At 70.5% G+C, this 20,392-nt stretch carries 22 protein-coding genes; 18 read left to right on the top strand and 4 right to left on the bottom strand.

What is annotated here, in order from left to right; genetic code table 11:
• Positions 1-100: 100 nt before the first annotated feature.
• The 14 genes from gspD (at position 101) to VGE49_RS02460 (ending at position 13,756) form a co-directional block, all read left to right on the top strand.
• Positions 101-2,224 (top strand): type II secretion system secretin GspD, encoded by a 2,124-nt coding sequence (gspD, locus tag VGE49_RS02395; RefSeq protein ID WP_331032990.1) that lies wholly within the window; start codon positions 101-103, stop codon positions 2,222-2,224.
• A gap of 5 nt (positions 2,225-2,229) precedes the next feature.
• Positions 2,230-3,726 (top strand): type II secretion system ATPase GspE, encoded by a 1,497-nt coding sequence (gene gspE, locus VGE49_RS02400; RefSeq protein ID WP_331032991.1) that lies wholly within the window; start codon positions 2,230-2,232, stop codon positions 3,724-3,726.
• On the top strand, positions 3,726-4,940 hold the full coding sequence (gene gspF, locus VGE49_RS02405; RefSeq protein ID WP_331032992.1) for a type II secretion system inner membrane protein GspF: 1,215 nt from the start codon (positions 3,726-3,728) through the stop codon (positions 4,938-4,940). Before gspE ends, gspF begins: the two co-directional genes overlap by 1 nt.
• Before the next feature lie 14 nt (positions 4,941-4,954).
• Positions 4,955-5,503 carry a type II secretion system major pseudopilin GspG gene (gspG, locus tag VGE49_RS02410; RefSeq protein WP_473964828.1) on the top strand — a complete coding sequence of 183 codons (549 nt, stop codon included), beginning with the start codon at positions 4,955-4,957 and terminating at the stop codon, positions 5,501-5,503.
• Between the two features lie 220 nt (positions 5,504-5,723).
• A complete protein-coding gene (locus VGE49_RS14210; protein WP_414643587.1) occupies positions 5,724-6,131 on the top strand; it encodes a GspH/FimT family pseudopilin in 408 nt (135 codons plus the stop codon).
• 128 nt (positions 6,132-6,259) lie between these two features.
• Positions 6,260-6,640 carry a type II secretion system minor pseudopilin GspI gene (gene gspI, locus VGE49_RS02420; RefSeq protein WP_331032994.1) on the top strand — a complete coding sequence of 127 codons (381 nt, stop codon included), beginning with the start codon at positions 6,260-6,262 and terminating at the stop codon, positions 6,638-6,640.
• Between the two features lie 11 nt (positions 6,641-6,651).
• Positions 6,652-7,242 (top strand): type II secretion system minor pseudopilin GspJ, encoded by a 591-nt coding sequence (gene gspJ / locus VGE49_RS02425; protein WP_331032995.1) that lies wholly within the window; start codon positions 6,652-6,654, stop codon positions 7,240-7,242.
• Positions 7,243-7,268: 26 nt separating this feature from the next.
• Positions 7,269-8,225 carry a type II secretion system minor pseudopilin GspK gene (gspK, locus tag VGE49_RS02430; protein WP_331032996.1) on the top strand — a complete coding sequence of 319 codons (957 nt, stop codon included), beginning with the start codon at positions 7,269-7,271 and terminating at the stop codon, positions 8,223-8,225.
• Positions 8,222-9,331, top strand: a complete 1,110-nt coding sequence (gspL, locus tag VGE49_RS02435; RefSeq protein ID WP_331032997.1) for a type II secretion system protein GspL — start codon at positions 8,222-8,224, stop codon at positions 9,329-9,331. The genes gspK and gspL overlap by 4 nt, the downstream gene beginning before the upstream one ends.
• Positions 9,331-9,828 (top strand): type II secretion system protein GspM, encoded by a 498-nt coding sequence (gspM, locus tag VGE49_RS02440; RefSeq protein ID WP_331032998.1) that lies wholly within the window; start codon positions 9,331-9,333, stop codon positions 9,826-9,828. The genes gspL and gspM overlap by 1 nt, the downstream gene beginning before the upstream one ends.
• Positions 9,829-9,908: 80 nt before the next feature.
• Positions 9,909-10,379 carry a response regulator transcription factor gene (locus VGE49_RS02445; protein WP_331032999.1) on the top strand — a complete coding sequence of 157 codons (471 nt, stop codon included), beginning with the start codon at positions 9,909-9,911 and terminating at the stop codon, positions 10,377-10,379.
• Between the two features lie 113 nt (positions 10,380-10,492).
• Positions 10,493-10,969, top strand: a complete 477-nt coding sequence (locus VGE49_RS02450; RefSeq protein WP_331033000.1) for a hypothetical protein — start codon at positions 10,493-10,495, stop codon at positions 10,967-10,969.
• Positions 10,914-11,240, top strand: coding sequence for a hypothetical protein (locus tag VGE49_RS02455; RefSeq protein ID WP_331033001.1), 327 nt, complete (start codon positions 10,914-10,916; stop codon positions 11,238-11,240). Before VGE49_RS02450 ends, VGE49_RS02455 begins: the two co-directional genes overlap by 56 nt.
• A 182-nt stretch (positions 11,241-11,422) precedes the next feature.
• Positions 11,423-13,756, top strand: coding sequence for a TonB-dependent receptor (locus tag VGE49_RS02460; protein ID WP_331033002.1), 2,334 nt, complete (start codon positions 11,423-11,425; stop codon positions 13,754-13,756).
• A gap of 163 nt (positions 13,757-13,919) precedes the next feature.
• Here the strand turns inward: VGE49_RS02460 and VGE49_RS02465 are convergent, their stop codons facing one another.
• Complete coding sequence (locus VGE49_RS02465; RefSeq protein ID WP_414643588.1) at positions 13,920-14,372, bottom strand: DUF983 domain-containing protein; 453 nt, start codon at positions 14,370-14,372, stop codon at positions 13,920-13,922.
• 172 nt (positions 14,373-14,544) lie between these two features.
• Here VGE49_RS02465 and VGE49_RS02470 point away from each other — a divergent pair, with 172 nt between their 5' ends.
• Entirely contained in the window at positions 14,545-17,430 is a 2,886-nt protein-coding gene (locus tag VGE49_RS02470) for a tetratricopeptide repeat protein (protein WP_331033003.1), read from the top strand.
• A 124-nt stretch (positions 17,431-17,554) separates the two neighbouring features.
• Here the strand turns inward: VGE49_RS02470 and VGE49_RS02475 are convergent, their stop codons facing one another.
• From VGE49_RS02475 to VGE49_RS02485, 3 genes are all read right to left on the bottom strand, one after another.
• A complete protein-coding gene (locus VGE49_RS02475) occupies positions 17,555-17,833 on the bottom strand; it encodes an HU family DNA-binding protein (RefSeq protein ID WP_105564062.1) in 279 nt (92 codons plus the stop codon).
• 114 nt (positions 17,834-17,947) lie between these two features.
• Positions 17,948-18,763, bottom strand: coding sequence for a flagellar type III secretion system pore protein FliP (gene fliP / locus VGE49_RS02480; RefSeq protein ID WP_331033004.1), 816 nt, complete (start codon positions 18,761-18,763; stop codon positions 17,948-17,950).
• On the bottom strand, positions 18,760-19,035 hold the full coding sequence (locus VGE49_RS02485; protein ID WP_331033005.1) for a FliO/MopB family protein: 276 nt from the start codon (positions 19,033-19,035) through the stop codon (positions 18,760-18,762). Before VGE49_RS02485 ends, fliP begins: the two co-directional genes overlap by 4 nt.
• Before the next feature lie 144 nt (positions 19,036-19,179).
• Here VGE49_RS02485 and flgB point away from each other — a divergent pair, with 144 nt between their 5' ends.
• Genes flgB through fliE form a run of 3 tightly spaced genes read left to right on the top strand, consistent with a single transcriptional unit; the run spans position 19,180 to position 20,349 of the window.
• Positions 19,180-19,584, top strand: a complete 405-nt coding sequence (flgB, locus tag VGE49_RS02490) for a flagellar basal body rod protein FlgB (protein ID WP_331033006.1) — start codon at positions 19,180-19,182, stop codon at positions 19,582-19,584.
• Positions 19,585-19,598: 14 nt separating this feature from the next.
• Positions 19,599-20,033 (top strand): flagellar basal body rod protein FlgC, encoded by a 435-nt coding sequence (gene flgC / locus VGE49_RS02495; RefSeq protein WP_331033007.1) that lies wholly within the window; start codon positions 19,599-19,601, stop codon positions 20,031-20,033.
• A gap of 10 nt (positions 20,034-20,043) precedes the next feature.
• Entirely contained in the window at positions 20,044-20,349 is a 306-nt protein-coding gene (gene fliE, locus VGE49_RS02500; RefSeq protein WP_331033008.1) for a flagellar hook-basal body complex protein FliE, read from the top strand.
• Positions 20,350-20,392 lie beyond the last annotated feature (43 nt).

The raw sequence follows: 20,392 nt of genomic DNA on the forward strand, positions 1-20,392 counted from the left end.
TGTCCGAACTGGGCGGCGAGCTTTCCGGCAGCAGCGCCGCCGAGATCCGCTTCGAGCGGAACGGCCGGGTGCAGACCACCACCATAAGGACCGGCCAGTGATGCGCCTTCACCGCTCTTTCGCCGCCGTCGCCCTGTCGGCCCTGATCGCTGCTCAAGGCCCGCTGCTGGCCTCGCCGGTCATGGCCCAGGGCTCTGGTCAGGATGGGGCGCGCCAGACCCTGAACGTCCAGGGCGCCGACATCCGCGCCTTCATTCAGGACGTGGCGCGGACCACGGGCCGCACCTTCATCGTCGACCCCGCCGTGACCGGAAACGTCACCGTGACCAGCCAGCGCGCGTTGAATCGCACCGAGCTGTTCGAGGTCTTCCTGTCCACCCTGCGCGCCAACGGTCTGGTGGTGACGCCGACCAGTTCCGGCGCCTATCGCATCAGCCCGGCCCAGGGCGCGGCGCAGGGACCGTCCACCGTCGGATCGGAACGCTTCTCGACCCAGGTCTTCCAGTTGCGCAACATCGACGCCGCCTCGGCCGCCGAGACCATCCGGCCTCTGGTCGGGGCGCAAGGCCAGGTGCTGGCCAACCCCAGCGGCAACAGCGTCGTGGTCGCCGACTTCGCCGACAACCTGAGCCGCATCCGCAGCCTGATCCAGCGCATCGACGTGGATCGCGCCGCCTTCGACGTGGTGACGCTGGAGAACTCCTCCGCCGCCGAGATCGCGGGCGTCCTGGCCCAGGTCCTGGCCCCGCCCGGCGGTCAGCCGGGGCAGGGGATGGTGTCGGTGACGCCGGTGGCCAGCTCCAACTCCGTCATCCTGCGCGGCGACCCCGCCGCCGTGGCGCGGGTGCGCCCCCTGGTCGAGGATCTGGATCGCCGCGCCCGCTCGGCCGACGACGTCAAGGTCGTCTTCCTGCAACACGCCAACGCCGAGCAGTTGCTGCCGGTGCTGCAACAGATCGTCGGCCAGCCGGTGACGGCGGCCAGCGCGACGGCGACGCCTGCCGCGCGCGGAACCGGCGAAGCCGCCGCGCCGACGCCGCAAGTCTCCGCCCCGGCCGCGCCGGTCGCGGGTCAGAAGGCCAGCATCGCCCGCTTCCCCGGCGCCAACGCCCTGGTCATCTCGGCCTCGGCGGACACCCAGCGCATGCTGGCCGAGGTCATCCGCCAGCTCGACAGCCGCCGCCAACAGGTCCTGATCGAGGCCATCGTCGTCGAGCTGGGCGACACCGCCGTGCGCGAACTGGGGGTCCAGTGGCTGCTGGCCGGATCGGACGGCACGCCCATTGGTCTGACCAACTATTCCGACCGCGCCGCGCCTCTGGTGCCGCTGGCGGGCGGGGCCGCCGCCGGTCAACTGGACAAGGACGATCCGCTGCGCGAGCAGCTTCAGAACCTGGCCCTGAACAGCCTGGTCGGCGCCAACGGCTTTATCGGCGGGGGCGGCGGGCGCATCGGCTCGGACGGCCTGTTCGGCTTCATCATCAATGCGGCCAAGTCGGACGAAGGCTCCAACCTGCTGCAGACGCCGTCGCTGATGACGCTGGACAACGAAGAGGCCACCATTCTGGTCGGGCAGGAGGTGCCGATCACCACCGGCGAGGCCCTGCTGGACGGCAACTCCAACCCTTTCCGCACGACCCAGCGTCAGGACATCGGGGTCAAGCTGATCGTCAAGCCGCAGATCAACGCCGGCGGCTCCATCACCCTGTTCCTGCGCCAGGAGGTGTCCAGCATCAACGGCGTCCTGACGCGCGGCGCCTCGGACCTGGTGCTGAACAAGCGCGAGCTGGAGACGACCCTGGTCGTGGACGATGGCGAGATCGCCGTGGCCGGCGGCCTGCTGGATCAGAACGACCGCCTGTCGGTCGACAAGGTGCCTGGCCTGGGCGACGTGCCGGTGCTCGGCAACCTGTTCAAGTCGACCAGCCGCCAGCGCGGGCGCACCAATCTGATGGTCTTCATCCGCCCGACCATCATCCGCACGCCGGGCGACGCCCAGCAGCTGAGCGCCGACCGCTGGGGCTATATGCGCGGCGAGCAAATCCGTTCGCAGCCGGGCGTCGAACCCAGCCTGGATGAGATGCTGCGCGACTATATGCGCACCCAGGCGCCCGTCGCGCCGCGCGCCATCGACAACCCGGCGCCGGGCGGGACCGCGCCGACAGGCGAGGTGACGATCAGCCCGCTGGCCCCCGCCGCCAACGCCGTCTCGCCGCAGGGCTGAGGGCCATGATCACCCTGGTCAATCCGACCCTGCCCTATGGCTTCGCCAAGCGGAACGGCGTCATCCTGCTGGACGCGGGCGACATCGCCTCGGTGGGGCTGCGGCAGGGCGCGGACCCCCTGGCCCTGGTCGAGACGCGCCGCGCCCTGGGTCGGCCGCTGCAGGTCCAGTTGATGGACCAGGCCGAGTTCGACCGCCGCCTGTCCGACGTCTATGCCGGCGACCTGAACGGCGATGATCAGATGGACATGCCGTCGGGGCTGGACGGCCTGATCGAGGACCTGCCCGCCGCCGCCGACCTGCTGGACTCCGCCGACGACGCCCCCGTGATCCGCATGATCAACGGCATCATCGCCGAGGCCGTGCGCGCGGGCGCCTCGGACATCCATCTGGAGCCCTATGAGAGCGCCCTGATCGTGCGGATGCGGGTCGACGGCGTGCTGCGCGAAGCCTTGAGCCTGAACCCGCGCATCACGCCGCTTCTGGTCTCGCGCATCAAGGTCATGGCCCGCCTGGATATCGCCGAGAAGCGCGTGCCGCAGGACGGACGCATCCCCCTGGCCCTGGGCGGCAAGACCCTGGACGTGCGCGTTTCGACCCTGCCGTCGCGGGCGGGCGAGCGGGTGGTGCTGCGTATTCTCGACAAGGATCAGGCCGGCCTGTCGCTGGACCAGCTGGGCATGGACGCGGATGCGCACGACGCCTTCCGCACGGCCTTGCGCGAACCCAACGGCGTCATCCTCGTCACCGGCCCGACCGGCTCGGGCAAGACGACCAGCCTCTATGCCGGCCTGTCGCTGCTGAACGACGCCACGCGCAACATCCTGACGGTCGAGGACCCGGTCGAATACGCCATCGACGGCGTCGGACAGACCCAGGTCAATCCCAAGGTCGGCATGACCTTCGCGGCGGGCCTGCGCGCCATCCTGCGTCAGGACCCGGACGTGGTCATGGTCGGCGAAATCCGCGACGTGGAGACGGCGAGCGTCGCCGTTCAGGCTTCGCTGACCGGCCACCTGGTCCTGTCCACCGTCCACACCAACGACGCCGCCGGGGCCGTGACGCGACTGCGCGACATGGGGGTGGAGCCCTTCCTCCTGGCCTCGACCCTGCGTCTGATCGTGGCCCAGCGGCTGGTGCGCCGCCTGTGCGGCGACTGCCGCCAGTCCGAACCCGCCGACGCCGCCACCGCCCGTTTGTGCGGCGTGGTCGAGGGTGCGACCGTCTGGCGCGCGCAGGGCTGCGGATCGTGCAACCACACCGGCTACGTCGGCCGCGTCGGCGTCTATGAGACGCTGAAGATCGACGACAAGGTGCGCCGCCTGATCGCCGCCGAGGCCGACGAGGAAGCCCTCATCAACGCCGCCTTTCCGCAGGGCGGCACCCTGTCGGACCGGGCGCGCGCCCTGGTGCTGGCGGGCGTGACCTCGGTGGAAGAGGCGGTGCGGGTGACGCGTCAGGAGACGCCCGAGGCGCATTCGCTGAATGAGAGCGCCGCCTGATGCCCGCCTTCGACTACAGCGCGGTGGACGTCTCGGGCCGCACCGTCGCGGGCGTGCTGACCGCGCCGGACGAGGCGGCGGCGAAGACGGCGCTGGCGCGTCGCCGCCTGATGCTTCTGTCGCTCAGCCGCGCCTCGGGCGCAGCGGCGACGACCGAAAAGACCCCGCGCCGCAGCCGCAAGCTGTCGTCGCGCACCCTGGCCCTGACCACGCGTCAGCTGGCCACCCTGATCAGCGTCGCCCCGGTCGACGAGGCCCTGCGCACCCTGATGCTGCAGGCGGAACGGCCCGACGTGCGCGCCGTCCTGTCCGGCGTCCACGCGGGCGTGGTCGAGGGTCAGCGCCTGTCCGAGGCCATGGCCCGTCAGGGCGCGGCCTTTCCGCCCCTCTATCGCGCCACCGTCGCGGCGGGCGAGGCCTCGGGCGCGCTCGGCCCCATTCTGGAGCGTCTGGCCGAGGGGCTGGAGCGCGACCAGCAGGTGCGGGGCAAGGTGATCACCGCCCTGGTCTATCCCGCCGTCCTGGCCCTGGTGGCGCTCGGCGTGGTGACGGCCCTGATGGTCTTCGTCGTGCCCAAGGTGGTCGATCAGTTCGACAGCATGAACCAGACCCTGCCCCTGCTGACGCGGGTGGTGATCGGGGTGTCTGACCTGATGCGGCACTGGGGCTGGCTGATCGCCCTCCTCCTCCTGGCCGGGATCGGCGGCTTTGTCGCCGGGATGCGGAACCCCGGCTTCCGGCTGGCGGTGGACCGGCGCATTCTGCGCCTCCCGGTCGTCGGGCGGCTGACCCGCGACCTGCACGGGGCGCGGATGGCGCGGACCCTGTCGACCATGATCGCGGCGGGCTTGCCCGTGCTGGAAGGCCTGACCATCACGTCCCGCACCGTGTCCAACCGGGCCCTGCGCGCCTCGACCGAGATGATGGCCGACGCCGTGCGCGAGGGCGGGGGCCTGTCCGCCGCCATGCGCCGCGCCGACGTCTTCCCGCCCATCCTGGTGCACATGACCGCGTCCGGCGAGGCCAGCGGTCGGCTGGAGCCGATGATGGAGCGCGCCGCCGACTATCTGGAGCGCGAGTTCAGCGCCTTCACCGCCGTCATGCTCAGCTTCCTCGAGCCCGCGATCATCGTCGTCATGGGCGGCGTGGTCGCCCTGATCGTCCTGTCGATCCTTCTGCCCATCCTTCAGATCAACACCCTGGCGATGGGGTGAATCGGGAACCCGCCATGACCGAAATCCAGCCGCAACATTCCGCCGAGCCCGTCGCAGCCGACAGCGCTTGCGTCTGCGCTCATGCAGCGAGCGACCGCGTCGCTCGCGATAGCGCCCTAAGACTTGCTGCTCTTCAGCGCAAAGCCCGCCAGGGCTTTACGCTGGTGGAGTTGATGGTGGTCATCGTCATCATCGGCCTCCTGGCCACCGTGGTCGCCATCAACGTCCTGCCGACCCAGGACAAGGCCATGATCGGCAAGGCGCGGGCCGACATCTCGACGCTGGAACAGGCGATCGAGACCTATCGCCTCGACAACCTGAGCTTCCCCGACGCCCAGAGCGGGCTGCAGGCCCTGACCGCGCCGCCCGCCAGCCTGGCCCGCCCCGAACGCTACCGCGAAGGCGGCTATATCCGCCGTCTGCCGGAAGATCCCTGGGGCAATGCCTACCAGTATCGCCGCCCGTCCGCCCACGGCGGTCAGTTCGACGTCTTCTCCTTCGGCGCCGACGGCAAGGAAGGGGGCGAGGGCGATGACGCCGACATCGGCAACTGGCAGAGCTGAGGCGTCCGCCAAAGCCCTCCCCCTCGAGGGGGGAGGGTTGGGTGGGGGTGTAGGTAGCTCGGGTCATGATCGAAACGCGGGAGGCGTCGCCGCGTCTCGCGCGCCAGAGCCTCGCTACGCGGCGCGCACACCCCCATCCCCGACCCTTCCCCCATCGAGAGGGAAGGGAGCAGGGGCGGTCCATGGCTGGCGCTCCGGCTTCACCCTGGTCGAACTGCTGATGGTCGTCGCCATCATGGGTCTCGCCGCGGCCGCCGTCGTGCTCGCCGTGCCGGACCCGCGTCCGCCCGTCGGCGACGAGGCCGAACGCTTCGCCGCGCGGCTGGTGCGCGCGCGCGAGGAGGCCCTGCTGACCAACCGCGCCGTGGCGGTCGAGGCGACGGCGGCGGGCTACGCCTTTTCCCACTTCGACGGCGTCCAGTGGTCGCCCCTGACCGACGGCCCCTTCGGCGAGGAACACTGGGCCGAGGACACCGCAGCCCGGCCCGAGGGCCAGCCGGCGGATGCGCCCCTGCGCGTCGTCTTCGACCCGACCGGCGTCGCCGACGCCGCCAGCCTGAGCCTGTCGCGCGGCCACCGCGCCGTCACCGTCGCCGTCGACGCGGCGGGCGAGGTGAGGGTGCGATGATCCACCTTCTCCGCTCATCCCGGCGAAGGCCGGGATCCAGATCATATGACGCAAGGGCTGGCCTTCGCGGGCGCAGAAGCAACCCTGCACCCGCGCGCCTTGGCATCTGGATCCCGGCCTTCGCCGGGATGAGCGGGTCAAAGGCGAGCGGGAAGGGGAGGGCCGGTTTCACCCTGATCGAGCTGCTGGTGGCCCTGGCGGTGTTCACCCTGGCCGCCCTGGCCCTGCTGAACCTCGGCGGCGAGAACACCCGCTCGGCCGCGCGCGCCGAGACGCGGACGCTCGGCGGCGTCGTGGCCGAAAACCTGGCGGTCGAGGCCATGACCGCGCAACCCGCGCCGGCGCCCGGCGACAGCGACGGGACGGAAGCCCTGGCCGGGCGCGACTGGCGCTGGACCCGGTCGGTCACGGCCACCGACGACCCCGACATCCTGCGCGTCGACATCCGCGTCCTGGACGACGAGGGGCAGGCCGCCGAGCGCGTCCTGTTCCGGGCGATTTCACAGTGAGGGGGCGGGCCATGAAATCCCGTTCCGGCTTCACCCTGATCGAGGTGATGATCGCGCTGCTGATCTTCGCCCTGCTGGCGGCGGCGGGGGTGCTGGTGCTGAGCCAGAGCATCGACAACCGCTTCGTGGTCAAGGCCGCGACCGACCGCACCGCCGAACTTCAGCGTCTGCGCGCGACCCTGCGCGCCGATCTGGGCCAGGCCGCGCCGCGCCGGGTGCGGGCCGCCAACGGTCAGCCGGCGTCCTCGCCCATCCTGGTCGCCGAGGCGCCCGGCGATCCCCTGCTGGTGCTGGTCCGCGCCGGGTGGAGCAACCCGGACGGCCGTCCGCGCGCCTCGCTGCAAAGGGTCGAATACCGTCTGGTCGAGGACCGGCTGGAGCGGCGGGTCTATCCCTATCTGGACGGCGCCCGGCCCAGCCCGCCGCAGGTTCTGTACCAAGGCGTCAGCGCCCCGGCCCTGGCCTTCATCAGCGCGGGGGCCGAGACGCCGCGCTTCGTCTCGTCGCCCGACCGCCCCCTGCCGGACGCGGTGCGTCTGGACCTGACGCTGGAGGGCTATGGTCCGGTGCGTCAGTTGTTCATCGTCGGGGGCGGGCGATGAGGGCGCGCTTTAAGGACCGTGAAGGCATGGCCCTGCTGACCGTCCTGCTGCTGGTGGCGGTGATGGCGGCGGTGGCGGTGCTGGTGCTGGACGATATCCGCTTCTCGGTCCGCCGCACCATGAATGCGGAAACCCAAGGCCAGGCCCAGTGGTATGCGGCGGGCGCCGAAGCCCTGGCGCGGCGTCAGATCGACCGCCTGCGCGACCTTGATCCGGTCAAGACGCCGATCCAGCCGGACTGGAACGGGCGGGCGCTGAGCTTCCCGGTCGAGGACGGCTCGATCACCGCCCGCCTCAGCGACGGTCAGGCCTGTTTCAACCTGAACAGCCTGGTCGAGGGTCAGCTGGAGGTCTATGTCGCCCGGCCTTTGGGCGGTCAGCAGTTCGTCGCCCTGGGCCGCGCCCTGAACCTGCCCGAGGGGCGGATGCGGGCGATCGCCGACGCCCTGACCGACTGGATCGACACCGACACGACGCCGCGCGCGCAAGGCGGCGAGGACGCCGCCTACGCCGGGCAGGGCCAGCCCTATCGCACCGCCGGGACCCTGCTGGCCGAGGTCAGCGAACTGCGCGCGGTGAAGGGGGTGGACGTCGCGACCTACGCCGCCCTGCGACCCTATCTGTGCGCCCTGCCGACCACGGATCTGTCGCCGATCAACCCCAACACCCTGAGGCCGGATCAGGCGCCGCTGCTGGTCATGCTGGCCGACGGCAAGCTCAGCCTGGCCTCGGCCCGCGCCGCCATCGCCGCACGGCCCGCCAGCGGCTGGAGCGACGCCAACGCCTTCCTGATGCAGGGGCCGATGGCGGCTGTTCCATTGCCGACCACGGTGCAGGACCAGCTGACGGTCCTGACCCGCTTCTTCAACCTGCGCGTGGACGTGGAGTTCGGCGGAAGCCGCGCCGTCCGCACCGCCCTGATCGAGCTGCCCCCGGCCGGTCCCGCGCGCACCGTCATCCAACGCTGGACCCTGGACGAATGAGCCGCATCCGACTGATCCTGATCCCGCCCTCGGCGGCCCTGCCGGCGTCGTGCCTGACGCTGGACGCGCAAGGCGCTGTGCTGACGCGCGGCGTCGTCGAGCTGGGCGGCCCGCAACCCGAGCCGATGCGGACCGTGGCGGTCGTGCCCGGCGCCGACGTCCTGATCCGCTGGCTGGACCTGCCGTCGGGCAGTCCGGCCCAACTGGCGGCTGCGGCCCTGCACCATCTGCGGGACGACCTGGCCGCGCCCGCTGATCGGCTGAGCGTGGCGCTGGGGCCGGTCGTGGCGGCGGGAGAACGACGGCTGGCCGCCGTGGTCGGTCGCTCGCTGGTGCAGGCCTGGGGCGACTACCTATCGAGTCTCGGCCTGAAGGCCGACGTCATGATCCCCGACAGCCTGATCCTGCCCGAACCGGCGCAGGAGGAAGCCTTGAACGCAGCCGTCTTCGGCGCCGACCTGGCCCTGCGCGGGCGCGAACTGGCGCTCAGCGTCCAGCCCGATCTGGCCGAGGCCGTGGCCGCCGGGCGCATGCTGGAGCGCATCGGTCGGGCTGACGAGATCGAGCGGCTGCTTTGTGCCGCCGCACTCAACCCGCCGATCAACCTGCTGGCCGGGGCGGGGCGACGCGTCGAGGCCGACCGGCGCGGCTGGAAGCGGGCGGGCGCCCTGGCGGCGGCCCTGATCGTCTCGCCCCTGATCCTGACCCTGGCCGCCGCCGGTCATGACGAATGGCGCGCCCGCGACGCCGAGCATCGCGCCGAGGCCGCCGCGCGCCGGGCCTTCCCGGATATGGCCCAAGAACCGAGAAATGGCGCCGACGCCGTGGCCGAGGCCACGCGCCGCCTGACCACGGCCCCGCCGCCGGGCGGCCCGACCGCCGCCGCCGCCGCCCTGTTCGCCGCCGTCGAGGGCGTCGAGGGCGCCGAACTGGACAGCCTGACGGCCGACGAAGACGGAGTGCACGCCACCGTCACCTACGCCGCCTATCAGGACCTCGACGCCCTGCAGCAGGCCATGGCGGCCAAGGGCATGAGCCTGACCGATGAAAGCACCGTCGACGACCAGGGCAAGGTCGTCTCGGAAGTCCGCGTGGGAGGCGCCTGATGAACCGGATGATCCAGCCGATCGGCCTGTGGTGGGACGGGCGCTCGGCGCGCGAGCAGAGGATGCTGGGGGTCATGGCGCTGCTGATCGCCGCCGTCCTGATCTGGCTGCTGGCGGTGCGGCCCGCCTTCGCCTGGCGTGCGGCGGCGGCGGAACGCCGGGTCGAGGCGACGGCGAGCCTGACGCGGATCGAGGCCGGCCTGTCGGGTCGGGCTTCGCAAGAGGCTGCTGGGGCCAGGGCGGCCATGCCGCCATCGATGAATTTGGCCGAGGTCGAGCAGGCGGCGCGCGCGGCGGCGGAGGCGGCGGGCCTAAGCGTCACCTTTTCGGTGGACGGCGACGGCGGCCTGGCCTTTGACGCCCCGGGCGTGACCTCGGCGGCCCTGTTCGGCTGGCTGGCGGCGCTGAAGGCGGACTACGGCGTCGAAACGCGCGCGGTGACGGTGATCGAGAAGGCCGACGCGACCCTGGACGCGGCCGGCGTGCTTGGCGGCTAGGCGCGGCGCGAAAGATTACACACGTGTAACGTGAATTTTGAGGCTGGACGCGCACCGTCCACATTCGTTACCGCTAAGCCGTGTCGCAGAAACCCATAATTCCCAAACTGACGCAGCGCGAACTGGAAGTCGTCCAGCTGGCGGGCCTGCGTCTGGGCGACAAGGAGATCGCGCAGAAGCTCGGCCTGTCGCCGCGCACCGTTCAGAACCACCTGCATCGGGCCTATGAAAAGCTGGGCGTTTCCGACCGCTTGCAGGCCGCGCGTCGCCTGAGTGAAAACTACTCAGGGGGATCATTCCCCCTATCCGATGGAGCGCTTGCGGGGTCAGTGGGCCCCGTCTCCGCGGCGCCGATGGCGTTTGGGGGCGGGAAGGCGCGGCGGTCGCTCTATGAGCGGTATGTCGCGTTGGACGGCTGGCGCCGACCCAGGAAGCTGGGGGGCTCCCTGCTGTGGCTGATCCTCGGCTGGTCTCTGGCCTGGCTGATCATCGCCGCGGTCGGCGCCAGCCTCGCCAACCCCGTTCTCGAGCTGATCGAAAGCTTGCGGTGAGTTTTCTGCCGCAGGGGGTGGTCGATGATGACAGGTCAATGAGCAGACGCCCGGAACGGGTCGCCAAAACCGCCTTGGGCGGCGACGGCCGGCACGCGGGCTGATTTCGAACAATGCACCCCGTCCAGATCATCCTCATCCTCGCCAATCTGATCGCCTTCACCCTGCTGTTGTGGCGGGGCGGAATGGTCGATCGGCTGGCGGTGGCCGCCCTGACGGCGGCCCAGGTCCTGTCGGCGTTTCTCGTGCCGTGGGACATCGACGGCTTTCGGGTCGGGGTGATGCTGGTGGATGTCGCCCTGTTCGGCGCGCTGTGGGCGCTGGCGGAACACGGCCGTCGCTGGTGGCTGGTCGCCTGCGCCGGATTTCAACTGATCATCGTCGTCAGCCATCTGGCGCCCTTTTTCGCTCATGAGCGGCTGGGCTGGGCGGCGGTCACATTGCAGTGGGCGGCTTGGAGTTTTGTCAGTCTGACGGCCTTCGTCGGGATATGGGAAGCTCTCGCCGACCGACGCTTCGCCCGGGAGGGGCGTGATGGCGCAAGAATGGACCATCGAGGCGGCGCGCGCGCTGCTGCGTCAGTGGACTAGCCGCAAGGTCGACAGCGCCGTCCGCGCGGGCGGACTGGCGGTCGATCTGGACGCGCTGGAAACCTGGCTTCTGGACCAGAAGCCGGCCTCTCTGGCCGAGGCCGAGCGGCTGCTGGAGCTGATCACGGCGCATGAAGCCGGGGCTGCGGGCGACCTCGGCGGCCTGTGCCGGGTCGGGGGCGCGGTGCGCAACGACATCGGCCGCAACGGCAGCCGGGTCGAGGTCAGCTTCGCGCCGCAAGCCTCTGGACCCCTGGCCGGACGGGCCTGAAAAGTCATCGTCTGCTGACGAAAAGTCACCAATTGCTGACGCGAGGTAAGGCTTTCGTCGGCTGAAACGGACTGCTAGAGCGCCGCTTCTGTCCGCGACAAGGCCGTGCGCCGTCGCTCCGCAAAGCGGTTCCCCCTTTCATGAACTCCCCTGTCCGCGCCGCGTATCTCGCGTCCGTCGCCTTGCCCCTGCTCGTTTTCGCCGCGCCTGTGTTCGCGGAGGATGCGGCGACCGAGGGACCGACCCAGGTGTCCGAGATCGTGGTGACGGCCCAGCGGCGCGAGGCGCCCCTGGCGGCCACGCCCCTGTCGCTGACGGTCGCGGCCCAGCCGCTGCTGAACGACGTCGGCGTGCGCGACATCAAGGATCTGCAGATCCTGACGCCGGGCCTGATCACAGCCTCGACCTCGAACCAGACCTTCACCACGGCCCGCATCCGCGGCGTCGGGACGGTGGGCGACAATCCGGGGCTGGAAAGCTCGGTCGGCGTCATGATCGACGGCGTCTATCGCCCCCGCAACGGCGTGGCCCTGGGCGACCTCGGCGAGGTCGAGCGCATCGAGGTGCTGAAGGGGCCGCAAGCGACCCTGTTCGGCAAGAACACCTCGGCCGGCGTCATCAACGTCGTCACCGCCGCCCCGTCCTTCACCCCGCGTCTGGCGGGCGAGGCGACCTTCGGCGACTACGGCGTGAAGGGCGGCTCCGTCTCCCTGACCGGCCCCATCGTCGACGAGGTTCTGGCCGGCCGCTTGTATGTGGCCGCGCGCCGCCGCGACGGCCTCTATGAGGTGAAGACCGGCGACGGCCCTCGCGCCGCGACCGATGATCAGAACGAGCACTACGACACCGTGCGCGGCCAGCTGCTGTGGCGCGCCACGCCTGACCTGACCGCCCGCCTGACCGCCGACTGGACCGAGCGGGACGAGCGTTGCTGCGTCGGCGTGCAACTGGTCACGGGAAGCACCGCGCCCCTGCTGGCCACCTTCGCGCCCGACGGCGGGGTGGCGGCGACGCCCAACCCCTGGGCGCGCGTCGCCTGGTCCAACCGCGACACCAACACCCGCATCCGCGACAAGGGCCTGGCCCTGCACCTGAGCGCCGACCTGGGCTGGGCGACGCTGGAGACGACCTCGGCGGCGCGCGACTGGCGCGGCGTCATCAGCCAGGACTGGGACTTCACCTCGGCCGACCTGGCCTATCGTCCCGACGACGGCAGCTGGTCCAATCGCTTCCGCACCCTGACGCAGGAGGTCCGCCTTTCGGGCCAGAACGGGCGTCTGGACTGGGCCGCCGGCGCCTTCCTGTCGGATGAGAAGCTGACGCGTCGCGACAGCCTCTTCTACGGCGCGGACTACGAGGCCTATGTCGGCCGCCTGCTGTCGCGCTCGGCCGCCAATCCGCTGGGCGATCCCAATCATGTCTCGACCCTGACCGGTTTGGCCGTCGGCCAGAGCTTCGTCGAGGGCCAGGGGCAGTTGGACCGCTACTGGCAGACGACGCAGTCGGCGGCCCTGTTCGCCCAGGCCTCCTACGCCGTGACCGACCGACTGACCCTGACCGGGGGCCTGCGCCGCACGCACGAGACCAAGGACATGAGCGCGGCCTACGAGAACACCGACGGCGGCCGCGCCTGCGCCGCCGCCCTGGCCCGGGGCGTGGTCAGCGGCACCCTGTGCCTGCCCTGGTCCAACCCGGCCTTCAACGGCCTGAAGACGTCCGAGACGGTCAAGGACGAGGCCTGGACCGGACTGGCCCGCGCCGAATATCAGGCGGCCGAGGGCGTCCGCCTCTACGCCGGCTGGTCGCGCGGCCGCAAGAACGGCGGCTTCAACCTGGATCGCGGCCAGACCAACCGCATCCCCGACGCCTCGCGCGCCTTCGGGGCGGAAACCGCCGACGCCTGGGAAGCCGGGGTCAAGAGCGTGATGCTGGACCGCCGCCTGCTGGTCTCGGCCGCCGCCTTCCGCCAGACCTATGACGACTTCCAGCTCAACACCTTCCTCGGCACCACCTTCCTGGTGCGCTCGATCCCGGAAGTGCGCGCCAAGGGCGTCGAGGCGGACTTCATGTTCCTGCCGGTCGAGGGCCTGTCGCTGCAGGGCGGCGTCACCTACGCCCAGACCGAATACGGTCACGACCCCATCGCCGGCCTGCCGCTGCTGGCCGGACGCCGCCTGAACTTCGCGCCGCTGTGGAGCGGCTCGCTGGCCGGGACCTATGAGCGTCCGGTGGGGGCGGGCCTGACCGGGCGCGTCACCCTCGCGGCCAAGTACTCGTCGGAATACAACACCGGCTCGGACCTGGATCCGGCCAAGAGCCAGCCGGGCTTCTGGCTGGTGGACGGCCGCGTCGCCCTGGCCAGGGACGAGGCCTGGAGCGTCGAGCTGTGGGGCAGGAACCTGTTCGATCAGGACTACCGCCAGGTGGCCTTCGGCGCGCCGTTCCAGAGCGGCACGCTCGGCGCCTTCCTCGGCGCGCCGCGCACCGTGGGCGTGACGCTGCGGGTGGTGCGCTAACCTTCTTCCTTCTCCCCTTGAGGGAGAAGGTGGCAGGCGAAGCCTGACGGATGAGGGGTGCGAGGAAATTCGCACCCCGATTCACGTCAGACCTTCGCGCCGACACCCCTCATCCGAGCGCCTCCGGCGTCCACCTTCTCCCTCAAGGGGAGAAGGACAGGGATCACCCCTTGTCGCGCGCCTCGTCTCGCGCGGCGCGCTCGGCCTGGCCGCGCCAGCCGTAGCCCTCGCCGTGCTTGCCGACGCTGACGAAGGTCGCTTCCTCGGCCTTGTGGAAATACTGCTCGGCCACCATCCAGCCCTTGAAGGGCCGCAGCACGCCCAGGCACATCAGGGCCAGGATCGGCAGGGTGACGACGAAATGCACCCAGACCGGCGGGTGGACGTTGAACTCGAAGATCATGAAGCCGATCATGCCGACCACGCCCACCGCCGACATGACGAAGAAGGCCGGGCCGTCCGCCGGGTCGGCGAAGCCGTAGTCCAGGCCGCAGTTCGAGCATTCCTTGCGGATGGTCAGATAGCCCTGGAACAGCGGGCCGACGCCGCAGCGCGGGCAGCGGCAGCGTACTCCGGTCTTCAGCGGGCTGAGAGGCGGGTAGACGGGGTCGGACACGGGAAGCACCTGACAAAACAAGGTGACGAGAACGTCGATACCGCCGATGTCGGCCTTTCGCGCGCGCGTCGCAAGCGGGTGTTTTGTCCTACCTGCATGGCAGGCTTGCGTGACCGGGCCGTTTAACCGGCGTTAACCGCGATTAAAGCCCTTCGCGCGAGGGTGCGCGCGTATGTCCGGGGCAACCGCCAGCAAGCGCGTTCTGAAGACGACCGTGGCGGCCGCCGCGGCGGGCGTCGTCGTGTTCGCGCCCATGGCTCCGCACGCCGAGGGAGCGTCGCCCGGATCAGGCGCGCCGGTCGAGATCCGCGTCGGCGCCAACGCCGGCTTCACCAAGGTCGAATTCGCCGGGGCCGTGGGCTCGCGCGCCCGGGTGCGCCAGGACGGCCGCGTTGTCGTCATCCGCATCGGCACCACCGCCGCCCCCGACGTCAGCCGCCTGCGCGTCGATCCGCCCAAGGGGGTCGAGAAGGTCGAGACCCGCGCCGCGGCGGGCGCCACCGAACTGGTCCTGACCCTGGCCGAGGGCGCCGGGGTTCGCAGCGGCTCGGCCGACGGGGCCGTCTGGCTCAACCTCTATGCGCCGGGCGCCGGACCCGACGGGGGCAAGCCTTCGCCCGTGCCGGTCGGCGGCGCCGTGCCCGTGACCGCCGAGGTCAAGGACGAGACGACCCGCCTGACCTTCGCCTGGGCCGCGCCCGTGGGGGCCGCCGTCTTCCGCCGCGGCGACGCTGTCTGGGTGGTGTTCGACGCCGCCGCCCGCATGAACATGCCCGCCGCCGCCCAGGCTGGGGACGCCGCCAAGGCGCGCTGGGCCGCCGGTCCCGACTTCACCGCCATCCGCATTCCCGCGCCCGAGGGCCAGACGGTGTCCGCCCGCGCCGACGGGGCGTCCTGGATCGTCACCCTGGGCGGAACCGCGCCGACCGTGACGGGCGTCGAGATCGGCCGCGACGACAGCGTCCAGACGGCGCTGACCGCACGCATGGCCGGGGCGACCAAGACCGTCTGGCTGACCGATCCCATGGTCGGCGACCGCTTCGCCGCCGTAACGGCCCTGGCCCCCGGCAAGGGGCTGAAGAGCGGGCGGCGCACCGTTGATCTGGCCCTGCTGCCCACCGCCCACGGCCTGGCGGTCGAGACCCCGACCGACGACCTGACGGTCAAGGCCGAGGGCGACATCGTCACCCTGTCGCGGCCGCGCGGCCTGCGCCTGTCGCCGCCGACCGTGGGGCTGGAGGCCGCCGCCCACGAAGTTCACGCCCCGCGCGCCGCCGTGCGTCCGGCCCTGATCATCGCCGACTGGGCCGATCTGGGCGCCGAGAGCTTCAGCGCGCGCCACCGCGCCCTGCAGACCGCCGCCGAGCTGGAGAGCGGCCGCGCCGTCGAGGACCCCCGCGCCCCCATCGAATCCCGTCTGGCCTATGCTCGCTTCCTGGTCGGGCAGGGGCTGGGCTATGAGGCGATCGGCGTGCTGAACGCCCTGGTCAAGCAGACCCCGGCCATGCAGGGCGTGGCCGAGGTGCGCGGCCTGCGCGGCGCCGCGCGCGCCTCCATCGGCCGTCTGGCCGAGGCCGAGGCCGACTTCTCGTCGGGGGCTCTGGCGGGCGATCCCTCGACCCGCGTCTGGCAGGGCTATATCGCCGCCCAGCGCAGCGACTGGACCACGGCGCGTCAGGCCTTCGCCGCCGGGGCCGGCGTGGTCGACAACTTCGCCCCCGAGTGGCGCGCCCGTTTCGGCACGGCCCACGCCCTGGCCGCCGTCGAGACCGGCGATCTGGACGCCGCGCGCGAGCTGCTGGCCTATGTCTTCAGCCAGCCGGGCGTATCCGCCCCGGACCAGCTGGCCGCCCGTCTGGTCCAGGCCAGGCTGTTCGAGCTGGAACAGAAGCCGGCCCAGGCGCTGGCGGTCTACAAGGCCGTGGCCCGCGCCCCGCTGGACGGCATCGCCACGCCGGCCCGTCTCGGCGCGGTGCGCCTGGAAATGGCCCGCGGCGTGCTGAAGCCCGATCAGGCCGCCGCCCAGCTGGAGGCCCTGAAGTGGCGCTGGCGCGGCGACGGCGTCGAACTGGCCGTGATCCGCAGTCTGGGCGAGCTCTACCTGTCGCAGGGGCGCTATCGCGAGGCCCTGACCACGCTGAAGGCGGCGGGCCGCAAGATCGTGGTCCTGCCCGGCGGCGACAAGCTGCAGGCCGATCTCGACAACGCCTTCCGCGCCCTCTTCCTCGACGGCGCCGCCGACGGCCTGCAGCCGGTGCAGGCCCTGGCCCTGTTCTTCGATTTCCGCGAACTGACCCCGGTGGGCGCCGACGGCGACGAGATGGTGCGGCGTCTGGCCCGGCGCCTGATCGACGTCGATCTGCTGGATCAGGCCGCCGAGCTGCTGAAATATCAGGCCGACAACCGCCTCGACGGCGTGGCCAAGGCCCAGGTCTCGACCAATCTGGCGGCCGTCTATCTGATGAACCGCCAGCCGGAGCAGGCGCTGCAGGCGCTCTGGTCCTCGCGCACCACGCTGCTGCCCACGGCCATGAACAGCGAGCGCCGCGCGCTGGAGGCCCGCGCCCTGATGGAGCTGGGCCGCTATGATCACGCGCTGGAGGTTCTGGGCAAGGACGCCTCGCCCGCCGCGCGCGACGTGCGCGCCGAAATCTTCTGGAAGCAGCAGCAGTGGGGCGCGGCGGCGGCGATCTACGAGCAGCAGTTGGGCGCTCGCTATCGCGACGCCCTGATCCCGCTGACGGCGGACGAGGAGAACCGGCTGATCCGCGCGGGGGTCGGCTATTCGCTGGCGCGGGATGCGGGGGCGCTGAACCGCCTGTCGCGCAACTATTCGGGCTTCGCCGACAAGGCCCGGTCGCCGGGCGGCATCCGCATCGCTCTGGCCGGTCTGGACGGCGCCGACGGCTCGGGTCGCCCGCAGGACTTCGCCACCCTCAGCGCCGGGGCCGACACCTACGCCGGCTGGATCGCGGCGACCAAGGCCGAGTTCAGACAGAAAACGGGCGGAGACCGCCCTGCGACCCCCGCCCGTCCTCAGGCGGCCGGAGCCGCCTGACAGTCTTGTTTCCCTAACGCCTCTCGCGCGGCGAGAGGCTACTTGAGGGAAGTCGGCTCCCATTCATGCGACGCGAGGCGCTGCAGAAGCGGGAGCCATGAACCTCGCCTGGAGGTCCGAAGGCTTAGCCGTTGACGGCGTCCTTCAGCGGCTTCGACACGCGGAAACGCACAGCCTTCGAAGCGGCGATCTTGATGGTCGCGCCCGTGGCCGGGTTGCGGCCTTCACGCTCGGCGCGCTCGGCGGTGTCGAACACGCCCAGGTTCGAGATGCGGACGTCCGAACCCGAAACCAGGCTCTTGTGGATGTTCTTGACGATCGCGTCGAGGACGCGGCCGGCGTCGGCCTGCGAAACACCCGCGTCCTTGGCGACGGCGGCGATCAGTTCGGCTTGAGTGGTCATAAGGGTTTTCCCAAAGGTGGTCGCCCGATTCCCGGACGAAGACCGGAGGATCAACACGCGTTTGGCGCAGCTTGGCAAGCCCGGCTGAGCTTCAAAGCCCCTGAGGCTGGGGATTTATCCCCCGCCGGATGCTCTCTGGAAGCTCTCGACCAGGCTTCCCGCCACCAGCCGCCAGCCGTCCACCAGCACGAAGAAGATCAGCTTGAAGGGCAGGGAGACCACCACCGGCGGCAGCATCATCATGCCCATGGACATGAGCACGCTGGCCACCACCAGATCGATCACAAGGAACGGAACGAAAAGAAGAAATCCGATCTCAAACGCCTTCTTCAACTCGCTGATCATGAAGGCCGGCGTGACCACCCGCAGGGGCAGTTCCTGCACCTCCTTGGGGGGCTCGATCTTCGACAGCCGGGTGAACAGGGCCAGGTCGTCGCGGTCCACCTGGGCCAGCATGAAGGTCTTGACCGGTTCGGACGCCGCATCGAAGGCTTGGGGCAGCTCCATCTGCTGATCCAGCAGGGGGCGGACCCCCGAATCATAGGCGTCCTGCCAGGTCGGAGCCATGACGATGGCGCTCAGGAACAGGGCCAGGGACACCAGCACGGCGTTGGGCGGCGACTGCTGCATGCCGAGCGCGGTGCGCAGCAGGGACAGCACCACGATGATTCGCACGAAGCTGGTGGTCATGATGACGATGGAGGGGGCCAGCGACAGCACGGTCATCAGCCCGACCAGCTGCACCACGCGCTGGGTCAGGCCCGCGCCGGTGCCCAGGTCGATGTTGATGGCCGATCCGTTCTGCGCGACTTCCTGCGCCAGCGCGCCCAGCGGCCAGACCAGACACAGGGCCGTGGTGATCAGCGACAGCAGGGCGGCGCGCTTCAGTTCGGCGCGGGTCGGCATGCTGAAAAGCGCGGGGCGGCTCATTTCACATCTCCTTGGCCGCGCGGCTCGATCAGTTCGCGGCCCTCGCCCAGCAGGATCAGCCGTTCCTCGGCGTCCACCCGCACCAGGACCAGACGCCGGGCCGGGTCCAGCACCAGGGTCTCGATCACCTGCAGCCGACGCGCCCCGCGCTCGGCCTGGAATTTCGCCAGAATCTGCGGCGCATAGCGGCGCGCCGCCCAGGCCGCCAGGCCGATCAGGCCCAGGGTGATGGCCAGGCCGAACACCGCCCGGAACAGGTCGAGGAAATTCATGCGAAATCTGAGCCCCGGCAGCGCGCACAGGTGCGCCGCTTCGCCCGCACGTTTCGCGCCTCGTGGTTAACGGCGCGTTTAGGAACACGGAATATTAACCATGCAGGCGGCAAATTCTGCCGATCCATCGTTCGAGGGTCCCTCGTGTCCGTCACCGACATTCCGCTGCTGAACCAGATCAAGGGCCGTCTCGGATGGCTCGACGATCGTCAGCGCGTGATCGCCCAGAACGTCGCCAACTCCGACACCCCCGGCTTTGTCGCCCGCGACCTGAAGACGCCGACCGACTTCGCCGAGGCGATGCGCACCGGCGGGGGGCTGAAGATGGTGGCCACCAACGCGCATCACATCACGCCGCCGGGTCAGGCCGCCCGTTTCCAGGCCGTCAGCACGCCGGATTCCGAGACGACGCTGGACGGCAACTCGGTCGTGGTCGAGGAGCAGATGCTCAAGATGGCCGAGAGCCGCATGGCCTATGACGCCGCCATCGGCTTCTACCAGAAGTCCATGCAGATGATCCGCATGGCCGCCAAGAAGCCCGGCGTCTGAGGCAGGAGATTCAGATGTCTGATCCCGTCAACGGCCGTCCCGTCACTCCGCGCAACAACGCCATGGCCGTCGCCTCCAGCGCCCTGAAGGCGCAGCAGTCGCGGATGCGCATCATCGCCGAGAACATCGCCAACGCGGAATCCACCGCCAACGTCGCAGGCGGCCAGCCCTATCGGCGCCAGACCCCGGTGTTTCAGGCCCGCAACGTCAACGGCGCGACCGGCGTGGTCCTGGCCGAGGTCCGCCCGGACCAGAGCGACTTCCGTATGGAATACGACCCCTCGCACCCGGCGGCCAACGCCGAGGGCTATGTCCAGCGGCCCAACGTCGACACCCTGGTCGAGGCCATGGACATGCGCGAGGCGCAGCGCGCCTACGAGGCCAACCTGAACGTCATCGAGACGGCGCGGAACATGGAGTCCCGCACCCTCGACATCATCAAGAAGTAAGGGCTAGGCCATGAATCCCATGATGGCGGCCAAGGCCTATGCGGCGGTTCAGGGCGGGGCCATGCCCAGCGCCCCGTCGGCGGCCGCGGCGACGCAAGGTCCCGGCTTCTCCGAACTGCTGCAAGGCGTGATGAACTCGACGACGCAGCAGACGCGCGGCGCCGAAGCCCAGATGAGCCAGATGGTCCAGGGCCAGGGCAACCTGATCGACGTCGTCACCGCCGTCTCGTCCGCCGAAGCTTCGTTGGAAACCGTGATGGCGGTCCGCGACCAGGTCATCTCGGCCTATCAGGAAATCATGCGGATGCCGATCTGACGGTGAAAGAGGGCGCGCGGGATCGAACCCCCGCCCTCAGCGG

The organism is Brevundimonas sp. (assembly GCF_036405315.1).
Lineage (GTDB): Bacteria > Pseudomonadota > Alphaproteobacteria > Caulobacterales > Caulobacteraceae > Brevundimonas.